This is a genomic window from Ruegeria sp. CDSC045, from assembly GCF_059610725.1.
The window spans coordinates 97398-122589 of the sequence record NZ_JBXWOE010000011.1 but is presented as its reverse complement, the minus strand read 5'-3'; the positions used below and the strand labels follow the sequence as shown (position 1 = coordinate 122589).

24 protein-coding genes are annotated in these 25192 nt (G+C 57.6%); 18 read left to right on the top strand and 6 right to left on the bottom strand.

Features of this window, described 5'->3' with window-relative positions; translation table 11 throughout:
- Positions 1-9: 9 nt before the first annotated feature.
- The gene (gene leuC / locus AC2FH6_RS17715) at positions 10-1413 is read right to left on the bottom strand and encodes a 3-isopropylmalate dehydratase large subunit (RefSeq protein WP_496697309.1); all 1404 of its coding nucleotides are present in this window, start codon (positions 1411-1413) and stop codon (positions 10-12) included.
- A 253-nt stretch (positions 1414-1666) separates the two neighbouring features.
- On the opposite strand from leuC, the gene AC2FH6_RS17710 reads away from it, so the two are divergent.
- The 4 genes from AC2FH6_RS17710 (at position 1667) to AC2FH6_RS17695 (ending at position 4546) form a co-directional block, all read left to right on the top strand.
- A complete protein-coding gene (locus AC2FH6_RS17710; protein ID WP_496692684.1) occupies positions 1667-3019 on the top strand; it encodes a mechanosensitive ion channel family protein in 1353 nt (450 codons plus the stop codon).
- Positions 3020-3181: 162 nt separating this feature from the next.
- Positions 3182-3544 carry a ribosome silencing factor gene (rsfS, locus tag AC2FH6_RS17705; RefSeq protein ID WP_496692685.1) on the top strand — a complete coding sequence of 121 codons (363 nt, stop codon included), beginning with the start codon at positions 3182-3184 and terminating at the stop codon, positions 3542-3544.
- A gap of 44 nt (positions 3545-3588) precedes the next feature.
- Entirely contained in the window at positions 3589-4059 is a 471-nt protein-coding gene (rlmH, locus tag AC2FH6_RS17700) for a 23S rRNA (pseudouridine(1915)-N(3))-methyltransferase RlmH (RefSeq protein WP_496703039.1), read from the top strand.
- Between the two features lies 1 nt (position 4060).
- Positions 4061-4546 carry a flavodoxin family protein gene (locus tag AC2FH6_RS17695; RefSeq protein WP_496703783.1) on the top strand — a complete coding sequence of 162 codons (486 nt, stop codon included), beginning with the start codon at positions 4061-4063 and terminating at the stop codon, positions 4544-4546.
- A 2-nt stretch (positions 4547-4548) separates the two neighbouring features.
- On the opposite strand, the gene AC2FH6_RS17690 is transcribed toward AC2FH6_RS17695, so the two are convergent.
- The 3 genes from AC2FH6_RS17690 to cysK all read right to left on the bottom strand — a co-directional run bounded on the left by AC2FH6_RS17690 (position 4549) and on the right by cysK (position 7658).
- Positions 4549-4896, bottom strand: a complete 348-nt coding sequence (locus tag AC2FH6_RS17690; protein ID WP_142638371.1) for a hypothetical protein — start codon at positions 4894-4896, stop codon at positions 4549-4551.
- A 237-nt stretch (positions 4897-5133) separates the two neighbouring features.
- Positions 5134-6612 carry a pyridoxal phosphate-dependent decarboxylase family protein gene (locus AC2FH6_RS17685; RefSeq protein WP_496703782.1) on the bottom strand — a complete coding sequence of 493 codons (1479 nt, stop codon included), beginning with the start codon at positions 6610-6612 and terminating at the stop codon, positions 5134-5136.
- Positions 6612-7658 (bottom strand): cysteine synthase A, encoded by a 1047-nt coding sequence (gene cysK, locus AC2FH6_RS17680; RefSeq protein WP_496703781.1) that lies wholly within the window; start codon positions 7656-7658, stop codon positions 6612-6614. Before cysK ends, AC2FH6_RS17685 begins: the two co-directional genes overlap by 1 nt.
- A 131-nt stretch (positions 7659-7789) precedes the next feature.
- Here cysK and AC2FH6_RS17675 point away from each other — a divergent pair, with 131 nt between their 5' ends.
- The gene (locus AC2FH6_RS17675) at positions 7790-9325 is read left to right on the top strand and encodes a winged helix-turn-helix domain-containing protein (protein WP_496703780.1); all 1536 of its coding nucleotides are present in this window, start codon (positions 7790-7792) and stop codon (positions 9323-9325) included.
- 233 nt (positions 9326-9558) lie between these two features.
- Here AC2FH6_RS17675 and AC2FH6_RS17670 read toward each other — a convergent pair whose 3' ends face one another.
- Positions 9559-10269, bottom strand: a complete 711-nt coding sequence (locus tag AC2FH6_RS17670) for a DUF599 domain-containing protein (protein WP_496692691.1) — start codon at positions 10267-10269, stop codon at positions 9559-9561.
- An 82-nt stretch (positions 10270-10351) separates the two neighbouring features.
- Here AC2FH6_RS17670 and AC2FH6_RS17665 point away from each other — a divergent pair, with 82 nt between their 5' ends.
- The 6 genes from AC2FH6_RS17665 (at position 10352) to AC2FH6_RS17640 (ending at position 16558) form a co-directional block, all read left to right on the top strand.
- A complete protein-coding gene (locus AC2FH6_RS17665) occupies positions 10352-11806 on the top strand; it encodes an FAD-linked oxidase C-terminal domain-containing protein (RefSeq protein WP_496703779.1) in 1455 nt (484 codons plus the stop codon).
- Positions 11807-11820: 14 nt separating this feature from the next.
- The gene (locus tag AC2FH6_RS17660) at positions 11821-12921 is read left to right on the top strand and encodes an FAD-binding protein (protein WP_496703778.1); all 1101 of its coding nucleotides are present in this window, start codon (positions 11821-11823) and stop codon (positions 12919-12921) included.
- 4 nt (positions 12922-12925) lie between these two features.
- On the top strand, positions 12926-14248 hold the full coding sequence (gene glcF, locus AC2FH6_RS17655; protein ID WP_496703052.1) for a glycolate oxidase subunit GlcF: 1323 nt from the start codon (positions 12926-12928) through the stop codon (positions 14246-14248).
- Positions 14249-14364: 116 nt separating this feature from the next.
- Complete coding sequence (locus AC2FH6_RS17650; RefSeq protein ID WP_281973552.1) at positions 14365-15156, top strand: trypsin-like serine peptidase; 792 nt, start codon at positions 14365-14367, stop codon at positions 15154-15156.
- 47 nt (positions 15157-15203) lie between these two features.
- Positions 15204-15968 (top strand): trypsin-like serine peptidase, encoded by a 765-nt coding sequence (locus AC2FH6_RS17645; RefSeq protein WP_496703777.1) that lies wholly within the window; start codon positions 15204-15206, stop codon positions 15966-15968.
- A 122-nt stretch (positions 15969-16090) separates the two neighbouring features.
- Positions 16091-16558: an Hsp20 family protein gene (locus AC2FH6_RS17640; protein WP_142638359.1), complete on the top strand. Its 468-nt coding sequence runs from the start codon at positions 16091-16093 to the stop codon at positions 16556-16558.
- Positions 16559-16680: 122 nt separating this feature from the next.
- On the opposite strand, the gene AC2FH6_RS17635 is transcribed toward AC2FH6_RS17640, so the two are convergent.
- Complete coding sequence (locus tag AC2FH6_RS17635; protein WP_142638358.1) at positions 16681-18156, bottom strand: NAD-dependent succinate-semialdehyde dehydrogenase; 1476 nt, start codon at positions 18154-18156, stop codon at positions 16681-16683.
- A gap of 258 nt (positions 18157-18414) precedes the next feature.
- On the opposite strand from AC2FH6_RS17635, the gene AC2FH6_RS17630 reads away from it, so the two are divergent.
- The 7 genes from AC2FH6_RS17630 to AC2FH6_RS17600 are packed head-to-tail and all read left to right on the top strand — an operon-like array spanning position 18415 to position 25191.
- Positions 18415-19494, top strand: coding sequence for a coiled-coil domain-containing protein (locus tag AC2FH6_RS17630; RefSeq protein WP_282027276.1), 1080 nt, complete (start codon positions 18415-18417; stop codon positions 19492-19494).
- 2 nt (positions 19495-19496) lie between these two features.
- Positions 19497-19694 (top strand): hypothetical protein, encoded by a 198-nt coding sequence (locus AC2FH6_RS17625; protein WP_496703776.1) that lies wholly within the window; start codon positions 19497-19499, stop codon positions 19692-19694.
- A complete protein-coding gene (locus AC2FH6_RS17620) occupies positions 19687-19959 on the top strand; it encodes a hypothetical protein (protein ID WP_282022195.1) in 273 nt (90 codons plus the stop codon). The genes AC2FH6_RS17625 and AC2FH6_RS17620 overlap by 8 nt, the downstream gene beginning before the upstream one ends.
- Positions 19952-21076 (top strand): hypothetical protein, encoded by a 1125-nt coding sequence (locus AC2FH6_RS17615; RefSeq protein ID WP_496703775.1) that lies wholly within the window; start codon positions 19952-19954, stop codon positions 21074-21076. The genes AC2FH6_RS17620 and AC2FH6_RS17615 overlap by 8 nt, the downstream gene beginning before the upstream one ends.
- Positions 21077-21098: 22 nt before the next feature.
- A complete protein-coding gene (locus AC2FH6_RS17610) occupies positions 21099-23039 on the top strand; it encodes an AAA family ATPase (protein ID WP_496703774.1) in 1941 nt (646 codons plus the stop codon).
- Positions 23036-23857 carry a hypothetical protein gene (locus AC2FH6_RS17605; RefSeq protein ID WP_496703773.1) on the top strand — a complete coding sequence of 274 codons (822 nt, stop codon included), beginning with the start codon at positions 23036-23038 and terminating at the stop codon, positions 23855-23857. The genes AC2FH6_RS17610 and AC2FH6_RS17605 overlap by 4 nt, the downstream gene beginning before the upstream one ends.
- Entirely contained in the window at positions 23854-25191 is a 1338-nt protein-coding gene (locus tag AC2FH6_RS17600) for a DUF6638 family protein (protein ID WP_496703772.1), read from the top strand. Before AC2FH6_RS17605 ends, AC2FH6_RS17600 begins: the two co-directional genes overlap by 4 nt.
- Position 25192: the final 1 nt, after the last annotated feature.

Sequence of the window (25192 nt, the reverse complement as noted above, 5' to 3'; positions counted from 1 at the left end):
GAGGGCAGCTTACATCAACTCGCGGACGTCTGTCAGCCGTCCTGTGATTGCCGCTGCGGCAGCCATTGCGGGGCTTAGCAGGTGGGTGCGCCCGCCACGGCCCTGACGGCCTTCGAAGTTGCGGTTCGAGGTCGCGGCGCAGCGCTCGCCCGGTTGCAACTGGTCGGGGTTCATCGCAAGGCACATGGAACATCCCGCCAGACGCCATTCGAACCCGGCCTCTTTGAAGATCTCGGCCAGACCTTCTTCCTCGGCCTGCGCGCGGACAAGGCCTGAACCGGGCACAACCATCGCCCGCATCCCGTCCTTGATCTTTTTGCCCTTCAGAATCTCGGCAGCGGCGCGCAGGTCCTCGATGCGGCCGTTGGTGCAGGACCCGATAAAGACGGTGTCGATTTCAACGTCGCTGAGCTTCTGACCGGCTTCCAGACCCATATATTCGATCGACCGGCGGGCCGCATCGACTTTGCCGCCTTCGAAATCCTCGGGGTGAGGCACGGATGCAGTGATCGGCAGCACGTCCTCGGGGCTGGTGCCCCAGGTGACGACCGGCGCGATGTCTTCGCCGCGCAGGGTGATGACCTTGTCGAAATGCGCGTCTTCGTCGGTGAACAGCGTTTTCCACCAGTCCATCGCCGCTTCCCACTGGGCCCCTTTCGGCGCGTGTGGGCGGCCTTTGACATATTCGAACGTGGTCTCATCCGGGGCGATCAGGCCGGCGCGGGCGCCGCCTTCGATGGCCATGTTGCAGACGGTCATGCGGCCTTCCATCGACAGATTGCGGATCGCTTCGCCGCAATATTCGATGACATAGCCGGTGCCGCCGGCGGTACCGGTCTCGCCGATCACGGCCAGAGTGATATCCTTGGCGGTCACGCCCGGCTGCAGTGTGCCGGTGATTTCCACCTTCATGTTCTTGGATTTCTTCTGGATCAGGGTTTGCGTGGCCAGAACATGCTCGACCTCAGAGGTGCCGATGCCATGGGCCAGAGCACCAAACGCGCCATGGGTAGCGGTGTGGCTGTCGCCGCAAACAACAGTCATGCCGGGCAGGGTCCAACCCTGTTCGGGTCCGACGATATGCACGATGCCCTGGCGAACGTCATTCACCGGGTAATAGTGAATGCCGAAATCCTTGGCGTTCTTGTCCAGTGCTTCGACCTGAATGCGCGATTCGGGGTTTTCGATGCCGTTCACGCGATCCGGCGTGGTGGGCACGTTGTGATCCGGTACCGCGATGGTCTTTTCCGGTGCGCGTACCGGGCGACCCGCCATACGCAGGCCTTCGAACGCCTGCGGGCTGGTCACTTCGTGGACCAGATGGCGGTCGATATACAGCAGGCAGGTGCCATCATCGGCTTCGTGCGCGACATGGGCATCCCAGATCTTGTCATAGAGTGTTTTGGGGGACATCGGTCCTCTCCCGTATGTATTGAGATTTAGCTGGCGAGTGGCTGGACGCCGCTTATAGGCGGGCCAGAACCGTGCGGGCGGCCCCAAAGAACCGTTCACGCAGTCGCGTGCGGTCTTGCAACGTAGGTGCTGGGGTCAGATTGAGTCTCATGCGCATCAGATATATCGCGTCAGTCCGTCAATCAAGGCGCAATCCGGCGACGGGCTTGCATCATGCGTCAACGCTGTCCAAGCTGGCAAGCAGGAGACGTGCATGAACCCAGACCTGATACCCAGTTCGCTGTCTGATCTGTATCAGACCATGATCGAGGCCTTTTCCCTGCAATTCGATAGACTGGTCGATCTGGTCATTACACCGGGCTGGCGTCAGCATCAGCTGGTCATCATCCTGGGTCTCTGGGCGCTGGCCTATGTGTTGAAGCTGGTTACGCAGGGCCGATGGGAGGCCTGGGCCCGTGCCCGCTCTGGTTGGCCCAAATGGCGGTTGCGCACGCTGATCCAGCTGATGCAGCGTCTGACGCTTGTCTATTTCGTCACGCTGTCCTGGATGCTGTATCTGGTGATGCAGCAGATCACCTGGCCATCGCGCAGCTATATCATCGGGGTGGTGGCAACATTGGCGACCGCCTGGCTGGCGATTGCGTTAGTGGCCCGTCTGGTCCGAAACCGGACGCTGCGGCGAATTTTCAAATGGGCAATGTGGGCTTATGCGACGCTGATTGCGCTGAACTTGACCGATGACGTCGCTGGGTTTCTGGATGGGGTGGCGATCTCGATCGGGGATCTGCACCTCTCGGCGTTGGGTATCCTCAAGGCGCTTTTGCTGATTGGCGTGTTGTTGACGCTGGCCCGTCTTGGCACCGGTGCTGCTGAACGTGGCCTCAAACGCAATGACGATATCTCGCCGTCAATGCAGGTCTTGTTGGCCAAGGGATTACAGGTCGTCATCTATGGCGCCGTCTTCATGGCCGCCATTCGGACGCTGGGCTTTGATTTGACTGGTATTGCGCTGTTGTCGGGGGCCATTGGTGTCGGCATCGGCTTTGGTTTGCAGAAAGTGGTGTCGAATCTGATCTCGGGCATCATCATCCTGATGGATCGGTCGATTAAACCGGGCGATGTGATTTCGCTGGGCGACACGTTTGGCTGGATCAACGCGCTGGGCGCGCGCTATGTCTCGGTGGTAACGCGGGATGGGCGCGAATACCTGATCCCGAACGAGGATTTGATCACCAATCAGGTGGTGAACTGGTCGCATTCGGACCGGTTCGTACGGCTGGATCTGACATTTGGCACAAGTTACACGGATGACCCCCATAATGTGCGGGCAACGGCCATCCATGCGGTTAAATCTGTCGAGCGTGTGCTCAGTGGCAGCGGACATGACGCGGTCTGCCACATTACGGGGTTCGGCGACAGCAGCGTGGATTACGTGCTGCGATTCTGGATCAGCGATCCGACCAAAGGGCTGACCAATATACGGGGCAATGTCTATCTGGCGCTGTGGGACGCATTCAAGTCTGAAGGCATCTCGATCCCGTTCCCGCAGCGAGAGGTGCGCGTGCTGAATGACGACACCGATGCGCAACAGCTTGCCACCGACTAAGCAATCGTTGCGACCCTTTCGCCCCGTGTTCATTGAAATGTTGCAATCTCCTTGCTACCTTATTAGTACCCCGGCGCCGGGATATCATGGCGCGCAGCAAAGGAGGACTATGTCCTGTCTCTACACACTCAGGCGGGTTTGCCCGCCGAAGATGGGGCCAACATGATGGCCCACTCTCAGTCAATCAGCGACAAGCTGCTTGAACGTATCCTTTCCTCACTTTCCGATGACAAGGCCGAAGACGTCGTGCAGATCAACCTGCAGGGCAAGTCGTCCGTCGCGGATCACATGGTTATTGCCTCGGGTCGGTCGACCCGTCAGGTCTCGGCCATGGCGGAAAAGCTGACGGATCGCATCAAGCAGGAATTCGGTTTCACCTCGAAGGTCGAAGGCAAGGATGCTGGCGACTGGGTGCTGATCGATACGGGCGACGTGGTCGTTCATATCTTCCGCCCCGAAGTGCGTGAATTCTATCAGCTGGAAAAGATGTGGCAGCCTGCGGGCAGCAGCGCCTCGGCGAACTGAGGCGCTATCCCGGCCTGCATTAACGGGCCGGAGGCGAGAGAGATATGCGGATCAGCATAGTTGCGGTCGGGCGATTGCGCGCCGGACCCGAGAAATCCCTGCTTGATGATTACCTGACCCGATTTGATCGGACCGGCCGCGCGCTGGGCCTTGGGCCTGCGCGGGTGATCGAGGTCGAAGACAAGAAAAACGCAGGGATGGGGGCCGAGGCCACATTGCTGCGCAAGGCGCTGCCCAAAGGCACCGTAATCTGCACGCTGGATGAACGGGGGCGGGTGATGTCCTCGCCCGATTTTGCCCAAAAGCTGGGCAGTTGGCGCGATGCGGGGCGGCAGGATCTGGCGCTGATCATTGGCGGTGCCGACGGAATAGATCCTGATCTGCGCGCCGAGGCGGATTTCTCCATCTCTTTCGGGTCCATGGTCTGGCCCCACATGCTGGTCCGTGTGATGCTGGCCGAGCAACTTTATCGGGCCGCAACCATCCTGTCGGGCGGTCCCTATCACCGGGTCTGACATGGCGCAGCTATTGATCGTTTACCATTCACGCACCGGCGGCGCCCGGCAGATGGCCGAAGCTGCAGCCGAAGGCGCGCGCGATGAGGCCGACACCGTTTTGAAGCCCGCAGAGCGGGCCGGACCCCAAGATCTGCTGACCGCAGATGGTTATATCTTCTGCGCACCCGAAAACCTGGCGGCGATTTCGGGCGTGATGAAAGAGTTTTACGACCGCTGTTATTATCCGGTTCTTGGTCGCATCGAAGGTCGCCCCTATGCCCAGATGATCTGTGCCGGGTCAGACGGGCAGAATGCGGCACGACAGACGGCCCGAATTGCAACCGGATGGCGGCTGAAAGAAGTTCAGTTGCCGTTGATCATATGCACCCATGCACAAACGCCCGAGGCGATCCTGGCCGAAAAACGCATCCCCGAAGAGGCGCTGCAGGCATGCCGCGACTTGGGGCAGGCGATGGCCGCAGGGCTGGCGTTGGGCGTGTTCTGAGGTCAGTTCAGCGGCACAACAATGGTTTCGTCCGCCCAGCCATCCACGCTGCAACGGGCCTGTATCTGGACCTGCGATGTACCATCCGGAATTGCCACCCCGCCCAGCGAGCGGGTAAAGGGCTGTTCCGTCTCATGCGGGTGATGCAACACACGCATCCCCAGCTCATTCCCATCCATATCCAGCACACGCCAGCCATCGGCATAGTGATCCCATCCGGTGTCCGGATGCCGGATCGTCACGTCGAAACGCCAACTGCCACCGCTGGACGAGGCGTTGACCTGCTCGATCGTTGGCGGATCGGCTAGGGTGGGGCTGGCCAGAAAGGTGCAGAGAATCACATATCGCATGTTTCGATCCTAAACTCTTGGCGGGCCCAAAAAAGGTTTTCTTTTTGGCTGCATAGCGTTTTACGCGGGTAGATCCGACTCCAAACGGAGGGCTGGGGAATTGTCCACGGCAGCAAACCGACATCCTAGTGCTGCCAGATCGCCAACAGCACGTGGGCAACTTCTATGCAACCAGTTGCAATCACTATAGTATCAGAGCAACACATGAAACGTAGTTTGCTCGCACAACCAATAGCTTCAGTATGGTTCGTTATCGGGCAAGGTCGATCTGCATGTCGGGATCAATTCCTCTATTTGCTCTATAAGTATGTCAAAATCACTCAGTTGCGTTCGGTGATTGGAAATGGCGCAGCGCAGCGCATAAGTTGAACCAACTCTCGTGTCAGAGAGCGCCGCAACCCCATCTTCCTGCAGTCGCAGCATGACTTCTCGGTTGAGGGCTTCGAGATTGGATTCCGTCATATTGGGCAGGCAAATGCGAAAGCACACGATGTCCAACATAGGATCGGCCAATAGTTCGATATCCTGTGCCACTCGGATGCGATCCGCCAGATACTCTGCTTGGTTGATGTTCTGGTCGATCAGCCGACCAAATTTTTCGACACCATGCTCCTTCAGGCTCATCCAAACCTTAAGCGCCCGGAACCCGCGCGATGTCTGAATGCCAAAATCATGTAGCCAATCGGCTGCGGCGACGCCACGTGGTTCCTTCTCCAAGTATGACTGGCTAAGTGCGAAAGTATCAACATGTTGCGATTTGTCTTTGACCACGCAACAGCCAACTTCAAACGGTGCATGCAGCCATTTATGTGGGTCCAGCGCAACAGAGTCAGCTTTGTCCAGACCGTTTAGCTTATCTCCGTTTTTAGGAGCAATAGCGGCTAGTGCTCCGATGCAACCGTCCACGTGAAGCCAGAGACCTTCGCGCCGGGACACATCTGCGAGTGCGGACAAATCGTCAATTGCGCCGGTGTTGATAGTTCCAGCTGTTGCGATAATGGCGACTGGCTGGATGCCATGCGCGCGGTCTTCGGCAATCTGTGCACGCAAGGCTGTAACGTCCATCGTAAAGTCTGATCGGGATGGCAGGCACCGCAGGGAATTTGATCCAAGGCCCAGCACTTCCATTGCAGTCAGATGGCAGCCATGAACCTGATCGGACGCATAAAACGCCAGCTTGGCACCGCCGACCCCATGTTCCCTGATGGTTTTCTGGCCGAGCGCTGTGTTGCGCGCAACCGTGAGGCCTATCAGGTTGGCTACGGAGCCACCACTGGTCAAAGTTCCACTTGCACCAGCCGGGAACCCGACCATGGTCTTGAGCCAGTCCACTACTTGCTGGTCCATAAGAGCTGCGGCGTGATTTCCACCGCCGAGGTTTGACCCCAGAATGGCAGCTAAAAAGTCGCCGAGAGCGCCGGTAAAATTGCTGGCACCCATATACCACATCCAAAACCTGGGATGGATGTTACCCATTGGATAGGGCAGCAAGTTGGTTTTCATCTCTTCAAAGACTGTATCAAGTGGCATTCCCGATCTCGGTAGCGCTTCTTTGTATGTCGCGCGCACGCTGTCTGGCATGTTTTGCCAAACAGGAGATTCGCGCACATTGGAAAGCCGAGACACAGCTTCATCCACCATGCGGTACGCCGTGGCACGCATGGCCTCCCAGTCTTCCGGGTCGAGTGTTTCTTCCTGATGCAGCATTCTGTCCATTACTCGCCCGCCATTTGCGCACTTGGTGTGGACAGGGAAATCGCGCGTTCCTCGTCGGTCATCTCGGCCTCGATGTCGTCAAACAAAGGCGTCGAAAGATAGCGTTCAGCCGTATCTGGCAACATCGCCAAGATAACGGATCCTTCAGGGGCGGTCTTAGCAACTTGCAGTGCTGCCAGAACCGTGCCGCCACCTGACACCCCCGTCAGAATGCCCTCTTTCTGGGCAAGCTGCTGTGCCATTTTGATCGCGCCAGGACCGGCGACAGGCATCAGTTCGTCAAATGATCCATTGTCCAAAGCTTCTTGCAACACAGCCGGGATAAAGTCAGGTGACCAACCTTGAAACGGGTGTGGTTGCCAAGCCGAATGACCGGCGACAGGGCTGCCATCAGAATTGCGATCCTGCGCAATCCCACTTCCTACGAGTCCGGCATTCTCGGGTTCGGTCAGAATAATCCGGGTATCGGGTGACTCGCGACGCAGCACGCGCGCGACTCCGGTCAATGTCCCTCCTGTGCCAAATCCCGTTACAAAGTGTGTCAGCGGCTTGTCCTTGAAATCTGCGATAATTTCAGGACCTGTTGTCATTTCATGAACTTTTGCATTCGCGTCCGTTTCAAATTGACGGGCCAGAAACCAACCGTTGGCCTCGGCCAGCTCCACCGCCTTGTTGTACATTCCCATCGCCTTTTCGGCCCGCGGTGTCAGCACCACTTTCGCCCCCAACACCCGCATGAGGCGCCGCCGTTCGACGGAAAAACTGTCCGCCATTACGATCACCAATGGATAGCCCTTTGCAGCACACACCATCGCCAGACCAATCCCGGTGTTGCCGCTGGTTGCCTCAACAACCGTTTGGCCCGGTTTTAGTGCACCGCTATTTTCGGCCTCTTCGATAATGCTAAGCGCTAGCCTGTCTTTGACAGATGCTGCGGGGTTGAAAAATTCGGCTTTGACAAAAAGCTCTACGTGATCGGGTGCCAGATTGTTGATCCGGACTACCGGCGTTTGTCCGATTGTTTCGTTGATATTTGCGTAAATCACTTTCCTGGCCCCTCTTTGAATGGATGATGTTCTGCATTAATGTACTGACTTTGCCCGATGGTTCGCGCACAAGCTTGCAGACAGCTTGTAGAAATGGTGTAGAATTCCGCGACTTCTGATAGATTTCTTTCATGAAATTCTGTTTTGGCAATTTTGAGCTGGACCACGCTGCCGCTGAATTGCGGTATTCGGACGGTCAAGGCGTTCATCTTGAACGGCAAGTTTTCCTGTTGCTGAGCTTATTGGTCCAAAACGGCTCGCGCGTGACGACATTGGACGAAATTGTCACCAAAATCTGGAATGGCGCACCAATTTCAGACGCCGCTATTGCAAGCCGTATCCGATCTGCCCGTGCCGCTTTGGGGGATGACGGGAAAACGCAAAGCATCATCCGCACGATCCGGGGACAGGGCTTTCGGTTCGAATTGCCGGTGACTAAAAAGGTCGACGCAAACCTCGCAGAGACGCTGATCATCAATGAAGGGGTCGCTCCATCCATTGCCGTGTTGCCGTTTCAGGCCTTTGGAGAAACAGATCAGGCTAGGGTGATCGCTCCGGCCCTTGCACATGAATTGATTGTGTCGTTGTCGCTGACAAAGTGGGTGACGGTCATTGCGCGCGCCTCAAGTTTCCAACTCGGTAGCGTTGCAAACACGCAAAGTGTGCGCGAGCAGTTAGATGTAAGATATGTGCTGTCGGGTAGCGTCGAGATTAACGGACCAAATCTGACCGTGTCTCCGGTGCTTGCTGCTGCGGATTCCGGACAAGTGATCTGGGCTGATCGCTACACTGGCCTGATTGATGACATTTTTTCTATCAAGGCCGATGTCACCAATTCTGTAGTAGCGGCGGTCGAACTCCATGTTCCGCGCCATCAGGCCGCCGAGGCCCGACGGCAGGATATTGAATCCCTCGACGCCTGGAGCTTTTTCCACCTTGGACTAAACCACATTTATCGGTTCACCCAAGAAGACAACGCTTTGTCTGCCAGATATTTCAAAGAAGCTCTTGCCCGTGCGCCCAATTTTGCACGTGCCCATGCCGGGCTTTCTTTCGTTTCTTTCCAGAAGGCGTTTACCGGTTTCGGCGCCGATCGCGGTGTTGCCGCTCAGGATGCCTTATCTGCTGCTGAACGGGCAATGGAACAGGCCCCCGATGACCCGTTTTCCAATTTTGTGCTTGGGCGTAGCTATTGGATTCAGCAAGATTTGGATACCGCGTTGCATTACTTGCAACAGGCTGTTTCGCTAAATCCAAATTATGCGCAGGGTCACTACTCGCTCGGTCTAGTGCAAGCGTTGAACGGTGTCAGTGATAACATTGACCAACGTGCAGATCTGGCGACGCGCCTCAGCCCGCTAGACCCGTTGCTCTATGGAATGCACGGTATGAAAGCATGGGCACGGATCAATAGTTGCCAATGGGAAGAGGCCGCGCATTGGGGGGATCTGTCTGCACGCACACCCGGCGCGCATTTCCTCATCGATATGTTAGCGGCTATGGCCCATCAGGCGAATGGAAACATAGAAGACGGCCGTAGATTTGCTGATTGCGCCCGCAGGCGTCGCCCGGACGCGTCACTTGATCATTTTTTCGCGGCCTTTCCCCTTCCTAAGGGTGAGGCAAGAAACACAACACGTGCAGCGCTCACAGCGTTAGGATTCTAGGATTCCTTCAGAAATCAGCGCCGTGATTGGTTTTGGTGAGCGACCAAAAAGTAACGAGCGCCGTTACCAACGATAAGTAATCATTGGATTGAGGCGCAGCAATCGGCATTTTGGGCTTAAATCGGCAATTCATTGTGCGTTGATCAAAAAATTCGTTTCGACCCACACGAAAACCTGCTCGCAACAAGGAAGAACTAAAGGCGGCGCAGTAACGCCACAGCCATGGCATTAGATCACGACGGCGTATTGTCTGCCTGTGCCAGTAGGATCGCGCGGGATTGCGAGGCGAATTCGCGTCGGTAAAGCAGGCCTGCAGTGATAACTGTGCCGACGATCAACGCGAGTGGCCCCAAAAACCATGCAAGCAAGGCCAGTGCGAAATAGGTAGAGCGCAGCCCGCGGTTAAAGCTGCGGGCGGCGGTGACACAGATCTCGGCCGATTGCGTGGCGCGGGGATAGGCGATGGGATCCTCGGGCTCATTCGGGACCGCGGCCATCAGTACCGCGCAATAGCCGAACAGACGATGCGCCCAGACATATTTCAGAAAGGCATTGGCCAGCAGCAGCACGACGGCGAGTATCTTGATCTCCCACACCAGGGCTGGAAAGCTGCCGATGGCCAGATCACTGGCGACTCCGGCCAGACGCTCGGTATTGCCCAGCAGGGCCAGGCCACCACCGATGGCAATCATCGTGGTCGAGGCAAAGAAGGTACTGCCTTGCCGCATCGTGGCCACGACCTGCGCGTCAAACATCCTTGGCTGACGGGTGACCATCTCGCGCATCCAGTCGCGGCGATACTCATCCATCATCAAGGCCACTGACCGCTTCTTTGGCGACGGGTTTTCGATCATCCACCCAAGGCACAGCCAGGCCCCCATCATCAGCGTTATGGCGGCAAAATCCAAAGGGGCAAACAGAGCGGCGCGGTCAATCCAGGTCATGGCCGTGACAGTACTTCCGGAAGTCGGAACTTGCCATACTGACAAATTGGTAATATTATTTTACCAAACCAAGGAGCCTGCCATGGAAATGCCAAAGCCAAGCCCTGATGTCTTGCGTCGCAAAGATGCGGTGGTGGCGCGCCTGTCGGGGGTTCTGCCGGACGACGCGATCATTCATGACCCGGCCGAGACACGCGCCTATGAATGTGATGCTTTGACCGCCTATAGATGCCCGCCGATGCTGGCGGTTTTGCCTTCGACCACGCAGCAGGTCTCGGATATCTTGCGCATTTGCCATGACGAAGGCGTGCCGGTGGTACCGCGTGGTGCGGGTACGTCGCTGGCCGGGGGCGCGCTGCCAACAGCTGATTGCGTCATACTGGGCGTGGCCCGGATGAACGACGTGCTAGAGGTTGATTATGACAACCGATTCATCAAGGTCCAGACTGGGCGCACCAACCTGAGTGTCACCGGCGCGGTCGAGGAAGAGGATTTCTTTTATGCCCCCGATCCGTCGTCGCAACTGGCTTGCGCGATTGCGGGCAATATCGCGATGAATTCCGGCGGGGCGCATTGCCTGAAATACGGGGTGACCACGAACAACCTGCTGGGTGTGACCCTGGTGATGATGGATGGCTGCGTAGTCGAAATCGGTGGCGCTCATCTGGACGCGCCGGGTCTTGACCTGCTGGGGGTGATCTGCGGGTCCGAAGGGCAACTGGGCGTCGTCACCGAAGCGACCCTGCGCATCCTGCGCAAGCCAGAAGGCGCACGGCCCGTCCTGATGGGGTTTGATGACAATGAAATCGCAGGCCAATGCGTTTCGGACATCATCAAGTCCGGTATCTTGCCTGTTGCGATTGAGTTCATGGATCGCCTGTGCATTCAGGCCTGCGAAAACTTTGCACATGCCGGGTATCCGGAATGCGAAGCATTGTTGATTGTCGAGGTCGAAGGCTCGGAGGCCGAGATCGACAGCCAGCTGGCCAAGATTGTCGAGATTGCAAAACGCCACGATCCGGTCGAGCTGCGCGAGAGCCAGTCGGCGGATGAAAGCGCCCGGATCTGGTTGGGCCGCAAATCGGCCTTTGGCGCCATGGGGCAGATGAACGACTATATGTGCCTGGATGGGACCATCCCGGTATCGGCGCTGCCCGCCGTATTGCGCCGGATTGGTGAGCTGAGCGATGAGTTCGGCCTGCCGGTTGGAAATGTATTCCATGCCGGCGACGGGAACATGCACCCTTTGATCCTGTTTGATGCCAACAAACCCGGCGACCTCGAAAAATGTGAGGCGTTCGGGGCGGAAATCCTGAAACTTTGTGTGGATGAGGGCGGTTGCCTGACCGGCGAGCACGGTGTGGGAATTGAAAAGCGCGATCTGATGCATCATCAATATGCCCCTGCCGATCTTGAGGCGCAGATGGCGGTTAAGGATGTGTTCGATCCAGGATGGTTGCTGAACCCCGCCAAAGTGTTCCCGCTGGATGCCTCCGAATCCCGTCGCGACCCGCAAATGGCTGCAAATAGGCTCTAACAAAGAGAAATATGATGAAACCCACGTCAGAAACTGAACTGGCCCAGATGGTGGCCGGGTTGACAGGCGCCGTGCGTATCGCCGGCGGCGGCACCCGTGGTATCGCGGGGCCTGACGAAGTGATTGAGACCGGCAGGCTGACCGGCATCACACTGTATGAACCCGGTGCCCTGACGCTGGTTGCGCAGGCCGGGACACCGTTGGCCGAGGTTGAGGCCGCATTAGACGCCGAGGGCCAGCAACTGGCCTTTGAACCGATGGACCACCGCGGCTTGCTGGACACCGAAGGCGAGCCGACAATCGGCGGTGTGGTTGCTGCTAACATTTCCGGGCCACGCCGAATTCAGGCAGGCGCATGTCGCGATTTCTTGCTGGGGGTGCGATATGTCGATGGCACCGGGCAGGTGATCAAAAATGGCGGGCGGGTGATGAAGAATGTCACTGGCTATGATCTGGTCAAGCTGATGTGTGGGTCCTGGGGAACGTTGGGTGTGCTGACCGAAGTATCGCTGAAAGTCCTGCCCAAACCGGATCACACAGCAACCCTGTCAGTGACCGTATCTGATGCAGATGTAGCGATAAAAACGCTGTCCGCCGCGCTTAGATCTCCGTTCGAGGTCACTGGCGCAGCTTATGACCCAGAAAGCGAAAAAGCCTTGATTAGAGTTGAAGGTTTTGCCGATTCCGTCGCTTACAGAACCGAGAGGCTGACATCCGAACTGTCTGAGTTCGGCCAGATCGCAAATGTCGATGAACCGGCAACGCTGTGGACGGCGATCCGCGATGTTCACGCGTTCCGGGGCAAGACTGGCGACGTGTGGCGTCTGTCTGTCACACCCGGTGACGCCCCGATGATCGCGGCGCGGGCCGAGGCTGAACAGGTGCTCTACGACTGGGGCGGGGGTCTGATCTGGCTGCGTCTTCCTGCGGGAACCGATTTGCGGGCGCGTCTTGGCACTTTTTCTGGTCATGCAACCCTTGTGCGCGGCGATGCGGAAATGGTCGAGCGGCTGGGCCGGTTCCAGCCTGAGAGTGTAGCTACACAGGCTCTAATAAAAGGCATTCGGGCGAAATTCGACCCCCGAGGGCTGTTTAACCCGGGGCTCATGGGGTAGGGTAATGCAGACAGATTTCACCGAAAAACAGTTGCAGGATCCGGCGATCCAGCGATCGAACCAGATCCTGCGCAGCTGTGTTCATTGCGGCTTTTGTACTGCCACCTGCCCGACTTATCAGGTGCTGGGGGATGAGCTCGACAGCCCGCGCGGACGGATCTACCTGATCAAGGACATGCTTGAGAATGAGCGTGTCCCGGATGAGAAAACCGTCAAACATATCGACCGCTGCCTGTCCTGTTTGGCCTGCATGACCACCTGTCCGTCGGGCGTTCACTATATGCACCTGGTCGATCACGCGCGCGAGTATATCGAGCAAAACTACAAACGCCCACTGACCGATCGCCTTCTGCGTTGGGTTCTGGCGCAGATTCTGCCCTATCCGACGCGGTTTCGCTGGGCCCTGATCGGGGCCAAGCTGGGCCGTCCCTTTCGGTTTCTGATGCCGGATGCGCGGCTGCGGGCGATGCTGGAGATGGCACCAAAACATATCCCTCCGGTCAGCCGCAACGATGACCCGCAACGCTTTGCCCCTAAAGGAGCGCCGAAAAAGCGCGTGGCACTGATGACAGGCTGCGCCCAAAAGGCGCTGAACACGGATATCAACGATGCCACGATTCGCCTGCTGACCCGGCTGGGCTGCGAAGTCGTTGTGGCCAAAGGCGCGGGATGCTGTGGTGCGCTGACCCATCACATGGGCAAGGTGGCTGACAGCCACAAAGCGGCGGCGGCCAATATACAGGCCTGGACCAATGAGATCGATGGCCAGGGGCTGGATGCCGTCGTCATCAACACCTCGGGTTGTGGTACGACCGTCAAGGATTACGGGCACATGTTCCGAAACGAGGATTTGGCGGCAGATGCCGCGCGGGTTTCGGAGATTGCCATGGATATCAGCGAATTGCTGGTGCAGCTGGACCTGCCCGGAGGCCAGCACAAGGGCATGACCGTCGCCTATCATGCCGCTTGTTCTTTGCAGCATGGGCAAAAGATCAAAAACCATCCCAAAGACCTGCTGAAGAACGCGGGTTTCACCGTGTTAGAGCCTTCAGACAGCCATCTGTGCTGTGGCAGCGCCGGGACCTATAACCTGATGCAGCCCGAAATCTCGGGTCAGTTAAAGCAACGCAAGGTTCGGACGCTTGAGGCTAAGAACCCCGATGTTATCGCTGCAGGCAATATTGGTTGCATGATGCAGATCGGTTCGGCCACGCAGATACCTATTTTGCATACGGTCGAGCTGTTGGATTGGTCCACCGGCGGGCCATTGCCGCGTGCGATGCAGCAGGGTCATGAGGTGGGAACGGCCGTGCCGATCCTGCGTTAGCTACCTGATGCAGGGCTGCATCAGGTAGAACGGGAAACGTGCTATACTGTCGATGCCCTATTTTCGCCGTACCTGACAGCTATGAACATATGCCGAAAGCAACGCCGGAGAACCGCTTGAGAAACTGGATCAAGGCTTTGGCGCTGGCACTCATACCGATGGCTGCAACGGCGCAGGATAGCGGGCTGAAGAGTCTGGACACCACCGATGCCGGGCGGGCCTGGATGGCTGTCGGGCGCTTGAATATTGACGGCGAAGCATTTTGCACCGCGACGCTGATTGCGCAGAACCAGGTGCTGACGGCAGCGCATTGTCTTTATGATAAGGCCACAGGCCAACGTATTGACCTGTCTAAGGTCGAATTTCTTGCCGCCTGGCGTCTGGGTCGGGCATCAGCCTATCGTGCGGCGCGCAGGGCGGTGATTCACCCCGATTACTTTTACGACGACGAAACCCCGACCAACCGGATCGGTAGCGATATTGCGCTGATCGAGCTATGGCAGCCAATCCGCAGTACCTCGGTCATTCCATTTGATACCGGCGATCGGCCCGTTCGCGGACAGGAAGTTGGGGTTGTGTCCTATGCGAAGGACCGCGCCGAGGCGCCATCACTGCAAGAGGTCTGCTCGGTCGTGACCGGCGTTTCCGAGGTTCTTGTCCTGTCCTGTGATGTCGAGTTTGGATCCTCCGGCGCCCCGGTATTTGCGTTCGAGGGCGAAAGACCACGGATCGTCTCGGTCGTGGCGGCCAAGGCGGAATTCAATGGCGAGCCTGTGGCCATAGGTACCGCGGTCGAGGTTTCGTTGCCTTTGCTGCGGAGTGAACTGTCCGCCGGGCGCGGATTCAGCGGCTCGGAAACCGGCGATTCGGCAAGCCGTCATATTGGCGCCAGGTTCGTCCGGCCATGATGCGATTTTGGGCAAGCCTGTTTTTATGCCTGGCTATGATGACAACGATGTCCCAGGCGCAAAGTGCAAAACGCAAACTCACCGACCGCGATGACCTATATGGCTGGGAGGCCGTCGGCCGCCTGGATATCGGCTCCGAGGGGTTTTGTACGGGTACGTTGATCGCACAGGATCTGGTACTGACCGCGGCCCATTGCGCCTTGGACAAAAGAACCGGTCAACCTTATGGGCCGGGGCAGGTAACCTTTCGGGCAGGGCTAAGCGACGGAACTGCGTTGGCAGATCGCAAGGTGGTGCAGATCGCGGCACATCCGGATTACACACGTTTCGCTCAACTGTCGCCCGATGCCGTGCGCGTTGATGTCGCGTTGATGCGGCTGGATCAACCGATCCCCTATTCCGTGGCCGATCCCTTTGCGTTGCATAACGGGCGCGTGGCGGGAGATGAGGTCAGTCTTGCATCGTATGGTCGGGGCCGATCGAATGCGATTACGCGGGAACGGTCCTGCAAAATCCTGCAGCGCTATCAGGGCCTGATCACATTCAACTGCGACATTACCTTTGGGTCCTCGGGTTCGGCCCTGTTGGCGCGAAACGGTCCGCGCTGGCAAATACTTTCAGTAGTCTCTGCAGTTGGTACGGATGGTCGGCAGAAAGTGGGATTCGGCATGGAATTGCAGGAAATTGTGGCCGATCTGAAGGCGACTCTGCGCCGGGATGCCCCTAAACCAAAGGCGACAATAAAGCGATTGCAGGTGGGATCAGGCAAGTCGGACACCGGTGCGAAATTCATCAGCTCCGGAGGGGGTTGAACTCGACCAGAACGTTTCCCATGTCAAATGTATCGGGCCGCCGCAAACGGGGCCTGAGACAATCGAACGCCCGTCCGATCGGAGGGCATTACGTTCATCGCTCAAACATGAGGATACGACATATGCGTACATTTGACTTTGCACCGCTGCACCGCGCCACCGTAGGTTTTGACCAGATCGCTGACATGATGGATCGCGTTCTGACCAATGATGTGGCTCAACCCAGCTATCCGCCCTACAACATCGAAAAAACCGATGTCGACACCTATCGTATCTCGGTTGCAGTTGCCGGTTTTTCCGAGGCCGATCTTTCGGTCGAAGTGAAAGAGAATTCGTTGGTCGTCGCCGGTAAGAAAACTGCAGAAGACAAAGATCGCAGCTATCTGCACCGCGGCATCGCCACCCGCGCGTTCGAGCGCCGTTTTGCCCTTGCCGACCACGTTCGTGTCACCGGTGCCAGCCATGAGAACGGCATGCTGAATATCGATCTCAAGCGCGAAGTGCCCGAAGCGCTGAAAGCCCGCCGGATCGAGATTTCGTCCAGCAAGGCCATCGAAAAGGATGTGGTTGACGCCAAAGCCGTAAACTGAGGCAGTCAGTCACCACGCCGCGGTAATCGTTCCTCTCTGGATTACCGCACCATGCGCCCCGCGTTCCTCCAGACGCGGGGCGTTGCCTTTACGGCCAGCTGTACAGCGAAGGTTTGGGCGGATCAGACCGACAGGCAGATGTATTTCATCTCCAGATAGTCTTCCATGCCATGATGGCTGCCTTCGCGGCCCAAGCCGGATTGTTTGACGCCGCCGAACGGGCCCAACTCGGTTGAGATGATGCCGGTGTTCACACCAACGATCCCGTATTCCAGCGCTTCGGCCACTTTGTAAACGCGGCTGAGATCTTTGGCATAGAAATACGAGGCCAGACCAAAGATCGTGTCATTGGCCATGGCGATCACGTCGTCTTCATCCTCGAACTTGAACAGCGGTGCCAGCGGGCCAAAGGTTTCGTCCTGCGCCACCAGCATGTCCTGCGTCACACCGGTGACAATGGTCGGCTCAAAGAAGGTGCCGCCCAGATCGTGCGGCAGGCCACCGGTCAGGATTTGGCCGCCTTTGTCGGTTACGTCCTTGATGTGTTCTTGCACCTTGGCAACGGCGTCATCATTGATCAACGGTCCAGTGGTGATGCCTTCGTTCAGGCCGTCGCCGACGTTCAGAGCCTCGACCGCGGCCTTCAACTTGGCAGCAAACGCGTCATAGACACCGGCCTGCACATAGATGCGGTTGGCGCAGACACAGGTTTGGCCGTTATTGCGGAACTTGCACATCATCGCGCCTTCGACGGCGGCATCCAGATCGGCATCGTCAAATACGATGAACGGCGCGTTGCCGCCCAGCTCCATCGAGCATTTCATCACCTGTTCCGCCGCCTGCCGCAGCAGGATGCGCCCGACTTCGGTTGAGCCGGTAAAGGTCAGCTTGCGCACGCCGGGGTTTTCGCAGAATTCCTTGCCGATTTCGCTGGCGCGCGACGAGGGCACCACGTTGAACACACCGGCGGGGATGCCTGCCTGCTGGGCCAATGCGCCCAGAACCAGCGCCGACAAGGGTGTCTCGGCGGCAGGCCGGGCGACAAAGGCGCATCCGGCGGCAAGCGCCGGCCCGGCCTTACGGGTGATCATCGCATTGGGGAAGTTCCAGGGCGTGATCGAGGCCGCAACGCCGATGGGCTGCTTCAGCACCATGATGCGTTTGTCGCGCTGATGACCTGGAATAGTCTCGCCATAAACGCGCTTGGCCTCTTCGCCGAAAAACTCGATGAACGAGGCACCATAGCCGATCTCACCCACGGCTTCGGCCAGCGGCTTGCCCTGTTCGGCGGTCAGGATCTTGCCCAGATCCTCGGCGTTTTCCATCATCAGATCGTACCAGCGGCGCAGGATCACGGCGCGTTCCTTGCCGGTCAGCTTGGCCCATTCCTTTTGCGCGGCCTCGGCCTGTGCGATGGCACCTGCAACCTGCGCGCGGCTCAGGTCGGCGACCTCGGCGATCACATCGCCCCGTGCAGGGTTGGTGACGGAAAACGTCCCATTGTCACCATCGACCCACTGGCCGCCGATATAGGCCTTGGTCACCAGCAGATCGGGGTTTTTCAGAATGGATTTCAGGTCGGTCGTAGTATCCAGCATGGGTCGGACTCCGGCAGAAAAGGGTTTGCGCGCACCCAAACAGGTGGCGTCGCATTTGTCTATGTCCACTCGGCGGGCAGGATCAATCCAGATTTGATCAAATTCATCGTTGCAGAGTGCAGATATCTCGCCTGCGTGGCCTATCTTTTTCGATACGAAATTGTAAAAGTCTCGGTGATTTGAGGGCTCAAGGGGATGTAAGTGAACATAACATTCCCTATCTTATTGGGTAAATAAAGAAAACAGGGGACAGCAGAGATGTCGAACCAGCAATTCGAAGCGTTGATTGAAGAAACACAGACGAAAGTGCGCGAAAGCCAGTCGCAGATCCAAGGGCTGACCTCGCGGATTGAGGCTGCACGGGCCAAGATTGGCACGGCCGAGGCGGATATCGATATCGAGAACGCCACTTTGGAAGATGTGCACGCCCATACCGAAGTCATGAACGCCAATATCGCCGAGCTGATCATGGGTCTGGATGACGTCACCAGCGCATTCTCTAAGGATTTTGACGAGATGCGTTCAAAATCCGGGTGGGAGACGTTTGTTGGTATCTTCTCGAAGGGTAAATCTGAATCGATGCGGCAGGAGCGGATGCGCACAGCCAGTATCGATGACAAGCTGCAGGACCTGATCGCCAAATCCGACGTGATCGTGAAACTGCTGGAAGGGCAGCTGTCGGTGCTGGAAGAACAGCGCGTGAAGGTTGAAAACAACCTGACCGGCACGCTGGACGACCGTGAGGCCACCGTGGCCGAGCTGGAGGCATTGCGCGCCGAAATTCAGGGCATGGACCCGACGATCATCACGCTGGAGAACAAGATCAGCGTCGAACAGGACGCCGCCGCGCGCACCCAGTTGGAGACCGAACTGGCTGAGCTGAACAAGCAATACAACGCCAAGGTTCAGGAAGAGCAGGTCAAGCTGGCCAAAAGCCAAACGCTTGAGCGCTATATCGAAAAGGGCAAGACCTGGGTCGATTCCCTGCAGAACCAGGCGGCGACGCAGATGGTGCTGATCAACAAGCTGCAGACAGACACGCAACAGCGCGTGGTGCTGTATGACGCCCTGACCAAATCGCTGAAAACCGCGCAGCAGCAGGACGTGGCCCACCGCATCAACGAGATCGGCGTGCAGACCGACCAAGAGGCGCAAACCGCCATGGCCTCGATCGGCACCGCGACCAACCAGAAGATGGCCGACATGCTCGAGGCGCATGAGGACCACATGGTCTTTGCCCGCGACGTGCTGGAGAAAAAGGCCAAGGCGGACGAACGCTTTGCCCGCCGGTTCTCCTCGATTGTCGAGAAGCATGATAAGAATTTGTATGGGGGTTGATCTTGGAACTGCTGGAGCTTTTTACATTTCTGGTGGCTCCAGAGAACTGGTTTTGGTGGATCGTTCTCGGCAGTTTCTGGCTTGTGTTCTCAGTGATGTACGCCGTTCTAGGCGGACCGTTTGGATGGGTGGCCGTCGTTCTTGTGGTCGCCAGCCTTTCTCATTCGGCTCATCGTTTGTGGAACGGAACCGTTGACTGAACAAATTCAACAAAGACCCAAGGTCGTCGGCTTCAGAATACTCTGGTTCGGTATAGCGATGATTTTTTGGCCTATTTTGGCGGCGTTTTTGTCCGGGCTTTTGTTTGCACAGGGCAGCTTTGGAATGTTCATAGCTCGTGTATCCTACCATTTGGCGTTTTTGCTTGGCACTCCCAGTATGCTGGCGGGCGTCGTGGCCGTAATGTGGGCTCTCGTTCTATTAAGAAAACAGAAGCGTCAATCGCAGGCAAACGTGAATGAGTGACCTTAACCCCACCCAAGACCACGTCGGCCTGACCGACACGTTCGCCTCGCGTCGCTATTTCCGCAAATTTGAGGTGATCACCGTTCACCTCCTGCGCGTGGCCGCGACGATGCAGGCTGAGGGCGCGATTTCCAAACAAGAGGTGCGCATTGTGTCGCGCTATCTCTCGGGGCTGCTCTATACCTTCCGTGCGCTCAGCATGAAATACCTGCTGGTCGGGCGCGATACGGGGCGGTTCTTTGGCAGCCTCGCCATGGACAAGCGCGACAGCGGCTTTCCAGTGGCGGCCGAGCTGCTGACCATGGCCAATGACGCGCAGCAGGCGCAGGTGCATCTGGCGAACATGCCGTCCGAGGATGAGCTGAAAACCGACATGGTGCGCACCATCATCAGCGACCGGGAGATCCCGACCAAGCTGCAATTCGCGCTGTCCCAAAGGCTCTATTACGAGGAATTGCTGAAGGGTGAGCTGTTCTGGGCCCGTAATGATCCCGAATGTCACTGGATTGGCAATGAGGGCGAGCGGCGCAGGTTCCTGATCCACTGGGCCGTGTACGACAGCCAGATCAACCTGCCGGTCATCTACCTGATGGAGTTGGAGGATTCGGGGCGCACGGCCCTGCCCAAAGATCAACGCCGCTGGCCCGAAGTGCAGGCGCATCTGATGGCGCAATCCTTGGGTGGGTTGAAACTGGTGACCATTGCCAAAGGCTTTGATCAGGATTTCGACGACCTGCATCCCAAACACCTGCGCCGCATTCATGTGGGGCCAATGTATTCCTCGGCCTTTACCGAGCAATCCGGCCCGCTGCGGCAGGTGCTGGAGGATGCGAAATCCCCTGCGGGTCAGGATTGGGCCTTGGCCTGGACCACAGAAGCGCTGCGAAGCGAGGATGTGATTCAGGAACGCTCGGGCTGGTTCGGGACCGTAGACCGCGAGGTCTTTGCGCTGGACCCATTCGGCGGGCAGGGAGCCGAGACGGGGGCGACGCAAACCGAGCGCTCGATCATTCTGCCCCAGCGCCCGTTCCAGGTACTGGCCGAGCGCAACCCGCCGGGTTTTGCCGACGTGCGCAAGTTCGTCGTCAGCAAGACCGGGCAGGTGTTGAGATATTGAAGACAGTAAAGGCGATTTTGAGATGAGTTTGACGTCAGACCAGATGGAATTGCGCGAAGACGATATTCGCAAGCACTACACCGCGGCCACCGCCTTGCTGAACGGGTTCGAGCACGCGCCGCGGATTGCCAAAGCGGTTGAGGCCGCGGTTGAGAGGTCGCCGGGCGTCTCCACAGGTCGGCGGTTTCGGTCCACCACGCCAGGTTTGGTGACACGGCGGACCGTGCGGGCCGACGGGGTGCATCTGGTGGAACGGATCGAGGCGTCAGATGACGGCGATACGCTGGTTTCACCCCCGCAGGCCACCACACAACAGGCCATTCGCCGCGCGATCGCCATCGCTCTGGCGGTGTCTGAAGCCTATGCCGAACAGACCCCGCTGGCTGATCTCAAACGCGCCAATCTGGCCGGAGACCTGCCTGCAGCGCGAAAAACTGAGTTTTCGGAACTGCTGACGGCCGAGGCGCTGATCACCTCGCACAGTTTCGGCAATGCACTGGCCTATTTGATGTCCTCACATCTGGGCGAGACCACAGTTGATGTCGGGGAAATCGAAGAAGTTCTGACCGACAATGGCCAGCTCGCCCTGCACGGCGCGCTGTGGGAGCTGGACCAAACCCTCGCCAAACACGCGCCCGATGATGCGCATTTGATCGCGGCCACCAGCGCCTATGCCGAGCAACTGATGGACAAGGCCGCCCTGCGCGCCCAGTCCGCAGGCCATCTGGCCCCGTTCCAGAACGCCGCCTGGCATATAGAGGCTGATGATCTGACGATCCGAGGGTTCGAGCCAGCGTCCAAAGCCAAATCCACCACCCTGACCATGACGTTCAAGAAACCGAACGAGGTGGTCGGCAACCACATCGCCAAATATCAGGCGATGAAGCTGGCCAAGATGGTGATGGCCTATGATTTCGACCGCCGCCTGAACCCGTTCGCCGAGCTTGGCGGGTTCATCTTTACTTTCATGGGCGACGGCAAACCGGGCACCGGAAAGACCACCCTGATCCAGATGATGGCCGGGCTGATCAACGACTATTGCCAGAACGCCGGCTATCCGTTCCGCTATCAGAACCTGAGCACCGACAATATCGACAGCTATCAGGGCAAATCCGGCCAGAACGCCAAAGCGTTTATCAATTCGATCATCGATCCCTCGGTCATCGGCTTTGGCACCATCGACGACATCGACCAGTTGGCGGGCAAGCGCGGTGATCGGCAATCGTCAGCCGGGCAACTGGAAATCACCGCTGTGCTGATGGAGAGCTTTGCCGGCGCCAACACCGTCGTTCGGGGCAACTGCACCTTTGGCATGTTCTCGAACTACCCCGAGAATGTGGACGACGCCCTGCGCCAGCGGGCGGGCGCGCGGTTCCTGGTCGACGGGCCGCAGACGCGCGAGGATTACATCGACATCCTGCACCTGCTGATGGGCCGCAACCACGACATCCCGCTGGGCGAGCACGAAGCCTATGCCGCACAGGAGATCAAAAAGGCCGTCGCCGCCAGTTTCGAAAGTCATTCCCGCCCGCATGAAGAGGCTCTATTGCAGGTCTATGACCGGGTGTCCGGCGATATCGGTCAGTTGGACACGATTGCCAAGATGGGCAACTATCTCAAGGCGATCCAACAGGCGGATGAGCGGTTCACCGGCCGCGCGATCAAGAACATCACCGATGCGGTCAAGGTCCGCGCGATGGATTTCGAACTGCCCGACGAGTGGATGGAAAACCCCGACCTGTTCCTGTTCCGCGACTACGACACCAAGAAGGCCATGATCGAGGACCTGCGCCAGCCGATCACGGTCGAGATGGTGATACAAGAGATCAACCGCTACGCCGACAGCGAGTTCCGCTATGCCGACAAGAGCGACGAGGTCGCCATCGAGAACGCCGTCCGCGAGATGGGCCGGAGGGAAGAGGCCAAGCGACGGTATCTGGAGGGGAAGGCGACTATTGAATGAACCGTTTTTGGAAACATCCGGTGTTTTGGGGAGTAGTCGCAACTAGTGCCATTTTCCTCTTTGGCTTATGGATCGGTATGCAGGAGTTTTGTACCGCCGCCGACGACTGCAAATCGAAATTTTCCGCCTTTTTAGTAGCCAGACCTAACGAGATTGGTGACACGCTGGCAGGGTTTGCCGGCGCGCTAGCGTTCGTCTGGATAATCGTAACGGTGTGGTTGCAGAGCCAAGAGCTTTCTGCTCAACGCGAGGAGCTACGGTTGACACGGCTTGAGATGAAGGAGCAACGCGAAGCCACTCAAGACATGGCACGCTCAATGTCTGCTCAAGCCACTATTTTTGAAGCTGAAGCCCGTCAGCGAGAAGAAGATCGGGCAGAAGCATTACTTAATGAAAACTTGCGATCATTAATCGTGGCAATTGATGAGGCCAGTACTAAGGGGCTGGGTTGGCATTTTTCGAACGATGTCTTTTTTGAAGGCACCATTAGTAATGGTGAAGTGCATAGCTATTATCTTGGAGATCAAGGGGCCGCGACCAAAACCATAGATGAAGCTGTTTTAGAGTTGCGCAGACGATTAAGAGGTACGCATGACTATCTTTGGGAATTGGTACATACATCCGTTGATTTCATACTTCCCAAGAGAGACGATTCTGTTCCTGACTTCATTCGGAAAATCGATGCTATTCTTGCAATACAGGACAAGCTATCGCCCTCACAAAGTGAACGTCTAACTAGGATGCGGCTTCAAGATATTAAGTCTGAAATGGCTAAACTTATGGAAACCAAAGAGTTTTGGTTGGAGGCGGTGCAATGATCCGCCTCATCGAAAAAGGCCTGATGTTTGGCAATCTCGTCCACATCTCCAGCCCGGCTCTGGTCGAGCGGTATAACCGCGCGTTGCAGCATCTGGCGGGCAAGACAACGGCACTAAGGGATTTTCATGTCGATATCTCGGGCTATTCGCCGGAGGTGGGGATTGAGCTGGAGGACGAACTCTACCTCAACCCCAATGGGGTCAACCGGCAGTTCATCCTGCTGACGACCGAGCAGAAGCGTGCGCCTCTGCTGAACGTCAAATTCTCGACCTCGCGCGAGATCCTGCGCGAATTCATCGAAATGAACGAAGCGCAGCTGTTCGCTCTGACCGCCACCGATGCGGTGGCCGGAGAACTGGTGAACTCGGTCATCAAGCTCAGCACCCCGCGCGATCTTTTCAACATCCAGAAGATCGAGATTGAGGCCGATACTGCTGGCGGCACCCTACGCAAGGCTCAGCAACTGGCAGGCATGGTCGAGCAGTTCAAAACCGAAGAGGACGCCTGGTTCGATGATGTGTTGATCGCAAAGATGATCGAAACGGCCAAGGAAACCGGCGATGTCACCCGCAACCCGGTCCACCTGCGCCACACTGCCTTTGAACAGCGTAATTTCTGGACCGCGCATTTCGGCGGGCTGTATCTGTTTCCAGACATGGATCACCCGGCGGCGATCTGTATGGGCGAAAAGCCCGACGATCTGAACATCAAATACACGTTTGACCCGTCGCAGCGGAACCAGATCGCCAAGTTCCTGGACTATAACGACCTGGTCGAACCCATCGTCAATGCGCGCGGCGTGGATGCTGCTGCGATCCTGCAGCAAAAGATGGACTTCCTGACCGTCGACGCGGCCGCTGATGCCGGGGTCGATCTGACTGGCCTGAACCGCAGTGATATGCGTCGGCTGGCGCGCACCCACGCGGATCGGTTGCCAGAGGCCTATCATGGGCTGGCGCAGCTATTGCGTTGGGCGACGGATGGCGGGCGGTGGCCCCGGATCACCTCGGATCATTCGGCGTATTTCTATACGCTGCGGGCTGCCGATACGCCGAACCGTGATCTGGTGAACATGCTGCTGGCCGAATTGGCCCCACTGGACCCGCGCCAGATGTTCATCTGCCACAAAGAGCTGTTCTATAGCACCTACAAATCCTGGTCCGAGGCCAAGAAGGCCTATGTTGCTGATTTCCTCGCGCGTGAGTATCAGGTGGACAAGGCGGGTGCCCGCGCTGCCCTGTTCGGACATGAGCCGGATATGAGCGGTCGAGACAGGATCAGTGAGACCGTTATCGCCCGCGTTGGTCCCTGGGGCGCGTTAGGAAAGGATTGAA